Below are 12,401 nucleotides of genomic sequence, written 5' to 3' on the forward strand. Positions count from 1 at the left end.
CCGGCGACAGCGGCGGGGGCTGGAATTCAGGTGCGGTGGCACGCGGCCACCGCACCCACCGGGCGGCATCTCCGTGCAAGGACGCTGTCGACTGTGACTTCAGTTTTTAGGAGACGCTAAAATGCTGCGTTTCGTGACGGGCCGGCTGATTGCGATGGTCTTGACCATGTGGGCGGTGAGCTTTGTGGCCTTTGCCATCATTCAGCTACCGCCGGGCGATTATCTGACCACCTATGTGGCCACGCTGAGCGCCAATGGAGACCGGGTCGATCCGGCCGCGATCGATGCGCTGCGCCAGCAATATGGCTTTGGGGAACCCTACCTCGTGCAATATTGGAAATGGGTCAGCGGCATCGTGCTGCGTGGCGATTTCGGGCAGAGTTTTGAATGGAAGGCGCCGGTCACCTCCCTGATCTGGGGACGGCTGGGCAATTCAATCCTGCTCGAAGGGCTGGCCGTTGTCGTGATGTGGCTGGTCGCTTTGCCCATCGGCATCTATGCGGCCGTGCGCAAATATTCGCTGGGCGATTATCTGGCCACCATTGGCGGGTTCATTGGCCTGGCCATTCCCAATTTCTTCTTCGCGCTGATCCTGATGTATCTCAGCTTCGTCTGGTTCGGGGAAACCATTGGCGGGCTGTTTTCGCCCGGTATGGAGAATGCCCGCTGGAGCGTTGAACGCATCTGGGACTTTTTAAGCCATGCCTGGGCGCCGATCCTGGTGCTGTCGACGGCGGGTACGGCGGAACTGATCCGCATCCTGCGCGCCAATCTGCTCGATGAACTCAAGAAGCCCTATGTGACCACTGCCCGGGCCAAGGGGCTCTCGGAAATGCGGGCAATTCTGAAATATCCCGTGCGAGTGGCGCTCAATCCGCTGGTCTCGACCATTGGCTGGCTGCTGCCGGCTTTGGTGTCGAGCTCGGTGATCGTGTCCGTGGTGCTGAACCTGCCGACGGCCGGGCCGCTGCTGCTGCGCTCGCTGACTTCCCAGGACATGTATCTGGCCGGGGCGATCATCATGCTGCTGGGCATATTGACGGTGATCGGCACCCTGATTTCCGACCTGATCCTGGCCTGGATCGACCCGCGCATTCGCTATGGGAGCAAATAGATGGCGGTGGATACCATGACCGATATTGCCGAAACCATCGGGATCAAGAAAGCCAAGCGCGAGAGCCAGTTTGCCCTGATGTGGCGCCGGTTCCGGCAGCACAAGCTGGCGCTAGTGAGCCTGTGGATCATCCTGGCCTTTTACCTGGTGGCGCTGCTGGCCGAGTTCCTCGCGCCGTTCGATCCGGCCCAGTACAATCCCCGCTACACCTATGCGCCGCCGCAGGGCATTCAGTTCTTCTCGACCAACGAGGATGGCTCCTGGTCGCTCGGGCCCTACGTCAACGGCTATAAGAGCGAAATCGACCCCAAGGCGATGCGCCGCACCTTCGTTATCGACAACGAAACCAAAATTCCGGTCGAATTCTTCGTGCCGTCCAAGTCCTACACGCTGGCCGGTATCATCCCGATGTCGGTCAAACTGTTCGGAGTGACCGAGCCGCGGGCGCCGCTCTATGTGCTAGGGGCGGATCGGCTGGGGCGGGACCTGTTGAGCCGGTTGATCCACGGCACGCGGATTTCGCTGTCGATCGGCCTGGCTGGCGTGACGCTGAGCCTGTTCTTCGGCATCATTATCGGCGGGTTCTCAGGCTATTATGGCGGCTGGTTCGACAGTGCGGTGATGCGGGTGATCGAGTTCATCCGCTCCATGCCCACTATTCCGCTCTGGCTGGGGCTGGCGGCGGCGCTGCCGAAAGACTGGTCGGCCTTGCAGACCTATTTCGCCATTACCCTGATCCTGTCACTGATCGGCTGGACGGAGCTGGCGCGTGTCGTACGGGGACGGTTCCTCAGTTTGCGAACCGAGGATTTCGTGACGGCGGCGCAGCTTGATGGGGCCAGCGACTGGCGCATCATCACCCGGCATATGGTGCCCAGTTTCATGAGCCATATCATTGCGGCGGCGACTTTGGCGGTGCCGGGGATGATCCTGGCGGAGACGGCTTTGTCCTTCCTCGGACTTGGCCTGCAGGCGCCGATCGTCAGCTGGGGCACGCTGCTGCAGGACGCCCAGAATATCCGCACCCTTGCCAGTGCGCCTTGGCTGCTGGTGCCGGGGCTGTGCGTGGTGATTGTCATTCTTTCCCTCAATTTCTTCGGAGATGGATTGCGCGATGCTGCAGACCCCCATGGCCGATAAGCCACTGCTGAAAATCGAGAATATGTCGATCAGCTTCTCCTCGCCCGACGAGCCCGATATCGAGGCCGTGCGGCAGGTGGACCTGACGCTGACGCCGGGCAAGACCTTGTGCCTGGTGGGTGAAAGCGGGTGCGGCAAGTCGGTGACGGCGCGGGCGATTTTGCGATTGCTCGACAAGAACGCCAAGATCGGCAGTGGCCGGATTCTGTTTGACGAGCCGGGTGGCGCGCGGGTCGATCTGGCCGCGCTCAAGCCGGACAGCACCGCCATGCGGGCGGTGCGCGGCAATCATATCTCGATGATCTTTCAGGAGCCGATGAGCTCGCTATCGCCGGTGCATACGATTGGCGACCAGATCGACGAGATGATGGTGATCCATGAGGGGCTCAAGCCCAAGCAGGCGCGCGAGCGCACTGTGGCTCTGCTCGATCAGGTGGGGATTCTCGGGGCGCGGGAGCGGGCCGATGCTTATCCATTCCAGCTGTCGGGCGGGTTGCGGCAGCGGGCGATGATCGCCATGGCTTTGGCCTGCACGCCGAATCTCTTGATCGCCGACGAGCCGACCACGGCGCTGGATGTGACGACGCAGGCGCAGATCCTCGACCTGTTGCGGCAATTGCAGGCCGATTACGGCATGGCGATGCTGTTCATCACCCATGATCTGGGGGTGGTAGCCGAGATCGCTGACGAAGTGGCGGTGATGTATCTGGGCGACGTGGTGGAGCAGGGCAGCGTCTATGACGTGTTTGCTGCGCCCCAGCACCCCTATACGCAGGCGCTGATGAGCTCCATTCCCAAAATGGCGCGCAAGGCCGACCGGATGCGGCTCGCGCCGATCAAGGGCACGGTGCCTTCGCCCAAGGATCGGCCGCAAGGCTGCGCTTTTACCAGCCGCTGCCCCTATGCCTTTGAGCCTTGCTCCACGGTGACGCCGGAGCGGACGGCGGTGGGCGCCAACCATCATGCACGGTGTCACCTGCTGACCCGGGCCAAGGCGGAGGTGCCGGCATGAGCACGCTTTTGACCGTCGAAAACCTGTCAAAGCACTACACGGTGAAATCTGGGCTGTTTGCGCCGATGCGGCAACTCGATGCGCTCACCGATATCAACCTCACCGTCGAGGCGGGGGAGACCCTGGCCATTGTGGGCGAGAGCGGGTGCGGCAAGACTACGCTGGGGCGCTGCATCATCAATGCGCAGCCCTCGAGCGCCGGGCGGGTGGTCTATCATCCCAAAACCGGCGGGGATGTGGAGCTGACGGCGCTAAACAAGCGGCAGATCAAGCCGTGGCGGCAGGACATCCGCATGATCTTTCAGGACCCGATGAGCTCGCTCAACCCCAATATGCGGGTGTTCGACATCGTGGCCGAGCCGCTGCGCATCCATAAGGTGTGCAAGGGGCGCGAGCTTGAGGATCGGGTGGTGTCGACGCTCGCCAAGGTCGGTATTCCGGCCGACGCGGTAGGGCGCTATCCGCATGCGTTCTCGGGTGGGCAGCGGCAGCGCATCGGCATTGCCCGGGCGCTGGTGCTGGACCCCAAGCTGGTGATTGCCGATGAGGCGGTGTCGGCGCTGGACGTATCGATCCAGGCGCAGGTGCTGAATCTATTGGAAGACCTCAAGGCCGAGTTCGGGCTGACCTATATTTTCATCAGCCACGATCTGGGGGTGGTCAACTATATCGCTGACCGGGTGGTGGTGATGTATCTGGGCCATGTGGTGGAAAATGCGCCCACCGAAATGCTGTTTGAGCGGCCGCGCCATCCCTATACCGAAGTGCTGCTGGAAGCGCTGCCGATTGCCGATCCGACGCGGCGCAAGGGGCGCAAGACCGAAGTGCGCGGGGAAATTCCCTATCTCGGCAACCGGCCCGTCGGCTGCCCGTTCCACACCCGCTGCAAATATGCCCAGGACCGCTGCCGCGCCGAAAAGCCGGCGCTGCGCAAGATCAATGGCACGGCCCAGGAAGCGGCCTGCCACTTTGCCGAAACATTGGATTTGAAGGGCGCTTATGAAGACGCGCCCGTGACCAGGACTTATGCATAAATGACTTATGATCCAGCCACAGCCAATCCGCTTTATGGCAATCCGCTCAACACGCGGGACGATGTCGAAAAGGGGTTGCGCGATCTGTTCAATCCGCTGCTGCCGTATTTTTCCGAGGGCGGGGCGCGGGTCCGGCTCGATGGCGGGGCTGCCCATTTCGACCGGGCGGCCGCGGACCTTGAGGGCTTTGCGCGGCCGCTCTGGGGGCTGACGCCGCTGGCGGCGGGCGGAGCCGAGTTCGATCATTGGGAACTCTATCGGCGCGGGCTGGCCAATGGCACCGACCCCGAGCATCCCGAATACTGGGGGCAGGTCAATTCCACCGACCAGCGCATGGTGGAGCTGGCGGCGATTGGTTTCACGCTGCGGCTGCTGCCGCATCTGGTGTGGGAGCCGCTGCCGCAAAAGGCCAAGGATAATCTGGCGGCCTATCTCAAGCATGCGCGCACGTTTGATTACGCTGACAATAACTGGAAGTTCTTCCGCATCCTGGTCGATCTGGGGCTGGAGGAATGCGGGGTCGAGTTCGATCGCTCGCTGACCGAAAAATATCTCGAAGAACTGGATGGTTTCTATCTCGGCGATGGCTGGTATCGCGACGGCAATATCCGGCGCGTGGACCATTACATCCCCTTCGCCATGCATTTTTACGGGCTGATCTATGCCAAGCTGGCGCGGAATGACGACAAGCGGGCGGCGGCCTATCGGGAGCGGGCCGGGCTGTTCGCTAAGGATATCCGCCACTGGTTCGATGAGGATGGCGGCACGCTGGCCTTTGGGCGGAGCCTCACCTATCGCTTTGCCTGTGGCGGCATCTGGGGCGCCTTGGCCTTTGCCGATCTTGAGGCTTTGCCCTGGGGCGAGATCAAGGGGCAGTTCATGCGCCATCTACGCTGGTGGAGCACGCAGCCGATTGCCAATCGCGACGGTGTGCTCTCGGTGGGCTATGGCTATCCCAACCTGATCATGAGCGAGAATTACAATTCGGCGGGCTCGCCCTATTGGGCGCTCAAGGCGTTTCTGCCGCTTGCTTTGCCGGCTGACCATCCCTTCTGGACGGCAGAGGAAACGCCGGCGGTGACGCCGAGCGAGCCGGTGCCGCTCAAGCATCCGGGCATGGTGATGCAGCACACTGCAGGCAACGTGGTGGCCCTGTCGAGCGGGCAGCAGAACTGGCAGATGCGCTGGGGCGCCGAGAAATATGCCAAATTCGTCTATTCCTCGCGCTATGGTTTTTCGGTCGAGAGCGATGAGCGGGCCTATAATGCTGCCGCCTTCGACGGCATGCTGGGGCTGAGCGACGATGGCCGGCATTACCGGGTGCGCGAGAGCAATGAAGTTGCCCAGATTGCCGGGGACACCCTGTTTGCCGTGTGGAAGCCGTGGAGCGACGTGAGCGTCGAAACCTGGTTGATCCCGCAGGGGGATTGGCATGTGCGGGTGCATCGGATCACGACGCCACGGGCGCTGCATGGCACGGAAGGCGGCTTTGCCATTGGGCGGGCTGATCTCAACGCGGATAAACTGAGCGAGGGGAATGGGCGAGCGGTGGCGCGCAGCCAGAGCGATATCAGCGCGATTGTTGATCTCGGCGGGCAACGCGAGGCGCGGGTGCTCAAGGCCCTGCCCAATACCAATCTGATTGTCGCCAAGACCCTGGTGCCGCAATTGCGCGGCGAGATTCCGGCAGGCACCACGGTTCTGATCACGGCGGCTCTGGCCCTACCAGCGGGGGCGGCGGCGGAAGCCTCGCTCGACAAGGTGCCGGAAGCGCCCGATCTGGGCGTGCTTGAGGCACTGATCCGCGAGGAGGGCGTCGAGGTCAGTGCCATCCAGGTGGCGGAGCGGTTCTGATGCGGCCAAAACTCGCCTTCGCCCTGGCGGCGGACAAGACAAGATATGTGTTCGACGAGCAGGCGCTGGCCCGATTGGCCCAGACTTGCGACATCGTGCAAGCCGAGCCGCTGGAGGAATTCTCCACCCCCGCAGCGCGGGCCATACTGGGCCAGATCGATATCCTGGTAACGGGCTGGGGCTGCCCCGTGGTGAGCGCGGCTGTGGTCGCGGCAGCGCCCAATCTCAAGCTGATCGCCCACGCCGCCGGAACAGTAAAATTCACCCTGGACCCGGCGGTCTATGAAGCTGGGATCGTTGTGACGCATGCGGCCGATGCCAATGCGGTGCCGGTGGCCGAATTCACCCTGGCCTCGATCATCTATGCCAATAAGCGCGTCTTCGAGCTGCGCGATCTCTACCGCGCCGACCATAGCCGGCGCTCGACCTATGCGGTGATGGACCAGCCGATCGGCAATTATCACCGCACCATCGGGCTGGTGGGGGCGTCGCGCATCGGGCGGCGGGTGGCCAAGTTCCTCGAAGGCTTCGATTTCACTGTGCTGCTGAGCGATCCCTTTGTCAGTGCCAGTGATCCGATTGCCAAAAGCGTGGAATTGGTCGACCTCGACACCCTGATGGCGCGTTCGGACGTGGTGAGCATCCATGCTCCATCCTTGCCCTCGACGCGGGCGATGATCGGGGCCCGCCAGCTCAAGCTGATGAAGGACGGCGCAGCCTTCATCAACACGGCGCGCGGCGCGCTGATCGACGAGGCAGCACTAATTGCCGAATTGCGCACCGGGCGCATTCATGCGGTGATCGATGTGACCGATCCCGAGATTCCCAGCGACGGCTCCCCGTTCTATGATCTGCCCAATGTGTTCCTGACCCCGCATGTGGCGGGTGCCGTGGGCACCGAGCGGCTGCGGCTGGGGCAGATGGCGATCGAGGAAATCGAGCGCTTTGTTGCCGGTGTGCCGCTGGAATTTGCGGTGGCGCCGGAGGCGTTGGAGCGGTTGGCCTAGATAGGCCGGTAGGACATAAATGACTTTGCAATCCGTCAAACCATCTGATGATTACGACCCAGACCGCGAGGCAAGGTTGCAATTCCTGACCTGGGATCGCACCCCAGCGGAAATCGATGCCCCCGAGCATCGCGCGCGGCAGGCGCATCTGGCTGAGGTGGCCGGCGCGAGCTTTGCACCCACCGCCTATGTGGCGACGGACGCAGCGATTTTCACCACACATCTGGTCCTGGGCGAACACAGCTGGATCGCCGGCCACGCCCTGGTGCGGGGCGATGTGGAATTCGGCGCGCATAGCACGGTCAATCCCTATGCGATGATTTCGGGCAAGGTACGGTGTGGCGACGGCGTACGCATTGCCAGCCATGTCTCGATCGTCGGGTTCAACCACGGGTTCGACGATCCCAGCGTGCCGATCTATACGCAAAAGCACGAGACGCTTGGCATCACAATCGAGGACGATGTGTGGATCGGCGCCAATGCGGTGGTGCTTGATGGCGTCACCGTCGGCAAGGGCGCGGTGATTGCGGCCGGGGCCGTGGTCAGCAAGGACGTGCCACCCATGGCCATTGTTGGCGGCGTGCCGGCCAAGATCGTTCGCTATCGGGGGCAGGGGAAAGCTAGTCGCAGCGATGCGGTGGCCGCGCTCGGGCGACTGGGTGTAGCCGCCAAGGCGCAGTGGCCACAGATTCTGGCGCGACACCGTGAGAACGGCGAATATGTATCGCGCGAGGCTGATGGGCAGGCGCGGCGCAGCGCCCGGCACCGCAATGACGCTATCGAGATCGCCGCCGGGTTTGGCGAATTGCCCGAGGGCCTTGATCCAGCGGCGACGCTGGCCGAGTTGCAGGCCTTGCAGGACCCGGTGACTGGCCTCTTCCCCGATCCCCATCGACCTCCCGCACCAGGGCAGGCCATGCGCGACGACGGACTGGCGCTCTATAATGTGCTCTCGGTGGGCTATGCCATCGAGGTGTTGGGCGGCCAGCCGCTGCATCGCATCGCAGCAGTCGAGGATTTGAGCGCCAATGAGCTGTGCGACTGGCTCGACGGCCTGACCTGGCGGGACCGAGCCTGGAGCGCTGGTGCGGCGGTGGATGCCATCGGCACGGCGCTCTATTTCAACGCCCGCTATTTCAGCACGGGACGGACGCGGGAAACGCTGTTCGGCTGGCTCACGCTGCACCAGGATCGCGGCACGGGACTATGGGGCTCGCCAACCGCAGCCGAAGGCCTGCTGCAGCCGGTCAATGGATTCTACCGGCTGACACGCGGCACTTATGCGCAGTTTGGATTGCCGGTGCCGCAGGCCGAGCGAGCCATCGATTCCGTACTGCTGAACTATCGCAATTATGGTGGCTTTTCCGGCCCCACCTACACCGCCTGCAATCTGCTCGACACCATTCACCCGCTGCTGCTCTGCCTCCGGCAGACCGATTATCGCCGGCCCGACGCTGAGGCCATCGCTCGCGCGGTGATCGAGCGAGCCGAACAGCGCTGGGTGGCGGGCGAGGGCTTTGCCTTTGCCGATGGGCAGCAGCCGGGCCTGCAGGGCACCGAGATGTGGCTATCGGTGGTACATCTGGCCGCGGACCTGCTGGGCATTGCCGATAGTTTTGCCTTCGTGCCCAAGGGCGTGCATCGCACGCGAGCAGTGGGGTTGGGATTGTGACCGACAAAAAAGCACTCGTCGTCTGGGGCGGCATGGAATTGCACACGCCCGAACGCGGCGCCCATGTGGTGCGCGAGCTGCTGGAGGCCGAAGGCTTTTCGGTCACCGTGACGCACGATTACGACGCGCTGGGCGCTGCCGAAGTCGGCGAGAACGATGTGGTCGTGCCGGTCATCACCGATGGACAATTGCCGCGCGAGAAGATGGCCAATCTTGTCACCGCGATCCGGGCGGGAACGGGGCTGGCCGGCTATCACATGGGGCTGGCCACGAGCTTTCGCGACAGCGTGCCATTCCGCTATGCGGCGAGCTGCTATTGGGTGTCCCATCCGGGCAATATCATCACCTATCGGGTGGATGTGAGCCGCAGCGATCACCCCATCATGGCGGGGATCGACAGCTTCGAGCACACCTCCGAGCAATATTACCTCAACTACGATCCGGCCGTCGAAGTGCTGGCCACCACCACCTTTTCCGGCGAGTTCGACCCCTGGCGCAAGGATGTGGTGATGCCGGTTGTGTTCACCACCAATCACGGCGCGGGCCGGGTGTTCTATTCCTCGCTGGGGCATACCGCCGACGAGCTGGACATCCCGCAGGTTCGGACCATCCTCAAGCGCGGCCTGCTCTGGGCAGCGCGCTAGCTATTGCTGGGTCTGCTGCGCCTGCCGCCGCAGCACCTCGGATTCCGGCAGCGCATTGGCATATTTGAGTTCGCGATTGGCGCGGTTCCAGAAGGCGGGGTGCACCTTGTCAAGTGCGTCCGCATCGTCCGGGGTGAGGCCGAGCTGTGCAGCGGTCGCTGCGTCCAGATAAAGCACGGCGTTCTGCCGATACCAGGCGGGAATGGCGTCGTCGGTCCAGATCTGCGGGCGGAGCACATCGAATGGTCGATAACCATGAGCCGCGAAGAGGCCAGCCCAATAGCTCGGCCATTGCTCATTGCTGTGCCCGACGCCGCCTTGGCCGGGGATCGCGGCGCTGAACAGGATTGCCGGGGCGAGCGCAACGAGATCGGCGACAAAGCCGGCGGCACGCGCGGGACTCAGATGCTCCGCCACTTCGAGCGACATGGCCAGATCAACGCGCGGACCGGTGAAGCGCTGTTCCAGGTTCTGCGCGGCAAAGACGATGCGGGAATCGTCCAGCATCTCCCGGGTGACCCAATCGCCTTCCATGCCGAATGCCTCCGTCGCGCCATCGGCCAAAGCGGCGGCGAGAAAGGTGCCGGTGCCGCAGCCGATATCGGCGACTGAGCGGCGCGCCAGGTCCTTGGGCAACGCGGCGAGCAGCCTGGCGGCGGCATGAGCGGTGTGGGCGCGGCGATTGTCGTAGAAATCGGCCGGGTAGATCGAGGCAGTCATCGCAGCGGCTCGGCGGTTGAAATGGCCGGCCGATGATAGGTGGCCGAGAGGCGGCAGGTCAGCGATCAAATGTTTTTGCGTCGCGCGAAAGGGGGAACCTCAGCTCCGCCCGCCCGTTGCCGAGCAGCGTCCGAATGATCAGGGGCGCATGGCGGGCATCATGCATAAGAATACGGCTCTGGCCGAGACGGTCAGACGGACCGCATATTTCCTGTGGGAGAATGACGGGCGACCGGCTGGGCGAAGCTTTGACTATTGGCTGCGCGCCAAGGAAATGCATCTGCGCCAGATCGCCTATGACGAATGGCTGGCCGAAGGCACGCCGCCCAATCGGGCCGAGACCCATTGGTATCAGGCCGCCCACGAGCTGGGCGAGAAATGAAAACGGGCCCGCAGGGCCCGCTCATATTCGTCTGTTCGCCAGGATCAATCCTTGGCGCGCTCGACATAGGAATTGTCGTCGGTGAGGATGACGATGCGGGTGCCGACGCCGATATGGGGCGGCACCATGACCTTGAGGCCATTGTTGAGCACGGCGGGCTTATAGGACGAGGAGGCCGTCTGGCCCTTGACCACGGGCTCGGTCTCGACGATCTCGAATGTCAGACGCTGCGGTAATTCCATCGACAGGGCCACGCCCTCGAAGGTCTTGAGGTGAACCTTCATGCCATCGGTGAGATAGGCGCGCTGATCCCCGATCACATCGTCGGCGACGGTGATCTGCTCATAGGTGGCGGGCTCCATGAAGTGGTGGCCTTCACCGTCCGAATAGAGATAATCATATTCGCGATCATCGACATCGGCCTTTTCGACCATTTCAACGGTGCGCCAGCGGCCGACGACCTTCACGCCATCGGAAATGCGGCGCATGTTGACGTTGGTGATCGAGTTGCCCTTGCCGGGGTGGACGTTTTCCGCCGTCAGGATGACATGCAGATTGCCGTCCTGTTCGACGACATTGCCCTTGCGGAGCGATGAGGCGATGACCTTGACCATCAATTCTTCCTTGTTCAAGCGGTGGCGGCGGCCTAGAGGAGCGGCAATGGAGCCGGGCCGGGCGCGCTGATATTTTTCTTTGGTGCTGCCCGATACAATAATTCCGGCCAAACCGCCAGACCTGAGCCGAGAAAGAGCCGATCGATTGTCTTCCGCCCCGTTTTCTCCCCCGGCTTCGCCCTGGTGGACGCCCCAGGTTCATGCCGACCGGCGGCCGCTGCTGCTGGGCCGCAACAAGATCGACGCGGCGCTGCGGTCGTATCTGGCTGCCAACGACTTCATCATGGTGGACCCGCCGGGGCTGCAGCGCTCGCCGGGCAACGAAACGCATCTGCATGCCTTTGCCACCACCGCCATCGGCAATGATGGATTGGGAGAGACGCTCTATCTCCACACCTCGCCCGAATTCACCATGAAAAAGCTGCTGGCGGCGGGCGAGCGGCGAATTGCTAGTCTGGGCCATGTCTGGCGCAACCGGGAGCGCAGTGCGCTGCACCATCCCGAGTTCACCATGCTCGAATGGTATCGGGCGGGAGAAGACTATGGGGTGATCATCGATGATTGCCTCAATATGCTCAAGCTGGCCGCTGAGGCTGTAGGCAGCAAGATGCTGCGCTACAAAGGCCGGGAATGTGATCCGTTTGCCGAGGCGGAACGGCTGAGTGTCGTGCAGGCCTTTGAACGCTATGCGGGAATTGACCTGTTCGCGACGATGGACGCGGCGGGCAATACCGATGGCGAGGCGCTGGCATCAGCGATGCTGGCCGCGGGCCTCGATGTGCCCGAGGATCGCAGCTGGAGCTATCTGTTCAGCCGCGTGCTGGTGGAGAAGGTCGAACCCAATCTGGGGCTGGGCCGAGTGACCGTCCTCGATCGCTACCCGTCGGCCGAAGCGGCGCTGGCGCGGCGGGCAGCGGATGACATGAGGGTCAGCGAGCGGTTCGAGCTTTATGCCTGCGGGGTGGAATTGGCCAATGGCTTCGGTGAATTGACCGATCCCCAGGAGCAACGCCGCAGATTTGCCGCCGAGATGGATGAAAAGCAGCGGATCTATGGGGAGCGCTATCCACTCGACGAGGATTTCCTCAAGGCGCTGGACCTGATGCCCGAGGCCAGCGGCGTGGCGCTGGGATTTGACCGTGTCGTGATGCTGGCGACGGGCGCGCCACGCATCGATATGGTGCTGTGGGCACCGGTGGTTGGCTGAC

The 12,401-nt window shown here is 62.9% G+C and carries 12 protein-coding genes; 10 read left to right on the forward strand and 2 right to left on the reverse strand.

Annotated features, from left to right (window positions below; all coding sequences use genetic code 11):
- The first annotated feature begins 121 nt into the window (after positions 1-121).
- Genes N8A98_RS13565 through N8A98_RS13600 form a run of 8 tightly spaced genes read left to right on the forward strand, consistent with a single transcriptional unit; the run spans position 122 to position 9,477 of the window.
- Positions 122-1,114, forward strand: a complete 993-nt coding sequence (locus N8A98_RS13565) for an ABC transporter permease (RefSeq protein ID WP_262166072.1) — start codon at positions 122-124, stop codon at positions 1,112-1,114.
- Positions 1,115-2,254, forward strand: coding sequence for an ABC transporter permease (locus N8A98_RS13570; protein WP_390888763.1), 1,140 nt, complete (start codon positions 1,115-1,117; stop codon positions 2,252-2,254). It abuts the gene before it with no gap.
- Positions 2,244-3,266, forward strand: coding sequence for an ABC transporter ATP-binding protein (locus N8A98_RS13575; RefSeq protein ID WP_262166074.1), 1,023 nt, complete (start codon positions 2,244-2,246; stop codon positions 3,264-3,266). The genes N8A98_RS13570 and N8A98_RS13575 overlap by 11 nt, the downstream gene beginning before the upstream one ends.
- Positions 3,263-4,300 carry an ABC transporter ATP-binding protein gene (locus N8A98_RS13580; protein ID WP_262166075.1) on the forward strand — a complete coding sequence of 346 codons (1,038 nt, stop codon included), beginning with the start codon at positions 3,263-3,265 and terminating at the stop codon, positions 4,298-4,300. Before N8A98_RS13575 ends, N8A98_RS13580 begins: the two co-directional genes overlap by 4 nt.
- Entirely contained in the window at positions 4,301-6,154 is a 1,854-nt protein-coding gene (locus N8A98_RS13585; RefSeq protein WP_262166077.1) for a DUF2264 domain-containing protein, read from the forward strand. It abuts the gene before it with no gap.
- A complete protein-coding gene (locus N8A98_RS13590; protein ID WP_390888840.1) occupies positions 6,151-7,161 on the forward strand; it encodes a hydroxyacid dehydrogenase in 1,011 nt (336 codons plus the stop codon). Before N8A98_RS13585 ends, N8A98_RS13590 begins: the two co-directional genes overlap by 4 nt.
- A 19-nt stretch (positions 7,162-7,180) precedes the next feature.
- Positions 7,181-8,833, forward strand: coding sequence for an acyltransferase (locus tag N8A98_RS13595; protein WP_262166080.1), 1,653 nt, complete (start codon positions 7,181-7,183; stop codon positions 8,831-8,833).
- 32 nt (positions 8,834-8,865) lie between these two features.
- Entirely contained in the window at positions 8,866-9,477 is a 612-nt protein-coding gene (locus N8A98_RS13600) for a ThuA domain-containing protein (RefSeq protein WP_262171985.1), read from the forward strand.
- Here the strand turns inward: N8A98_RS13600 and N8A98_RS13605 are convergent, their stop codons facing one another.
- Entirely contained in the window at positions 9,478-10,197 is a 720-nt protein-coding gene (locus tag N8A98_RS13605; protein WP_262166081.1) for a class I SAM-dependent methyltransferase, read from the reverse strand.
- 160 nt (positions 10,198-10,357) lie between these two features.
- On the opposite strand from N8A98_RS13605, the gene N8A98_RS13610 reads away from it, so the two are divergent.
- Positions 10,358-10,579, forward strand: a complete 222-nt coding sequence (locus tag N8A98_RS13610) for a DUF2934 domain-containing protein (protein WP_262166084.1) — start codon at positions 10,358-10,360, stop codon at positions 10,577-10,579.
- Positions 10,580-10,623: 44 nt separating this feature from the next.
- Here N8A98_RS13610 and efp read toward each other — a convergent pair whose 3' ends face one another.
- The gene (gene efp, locus N8A98_RS13615) at positions 10,624-11,193 is read right to left on the reverse strand and encodes an elongation factor P (RefSeq protein ID WP_262171986.1); all 570 of its coding nucleotides are present in this window, start codon (positions 11,191-11,193) and stop codon (positions 10,624-10,626) included.
- Positions 11,194-11,338: 145 nt separating this feature from the next.
- Between efp and epmA the strand changes: the two genes are divergently transcribed.
- Positions 11,339-12,400 carry an EF-P lysine aminoacylase EpmA gene (gene epmA / locus N8A98_RS13620; RefSeq protein ID WP_262166085.1) on the forward strand — a complete coding sequence of 354 codons (1,062 nt, stop codon included), beginning with the start codon at positions 11,339-11,341 and terminating at the stop codon, positions 12,398-12,400.
- The last annotated feature ends 1 nt before the right edge of the window (position 12,401 follow it).

Origin of the sequence: Devosia neptuniae (genome assembly GCF_025452235.1) — a bacterium.
Taxonomy (GTDB): Bacteria; Pseudomonadota; Alphaproteobacteria; order Rhizobiales; family Devosiaceae; genus Devosia.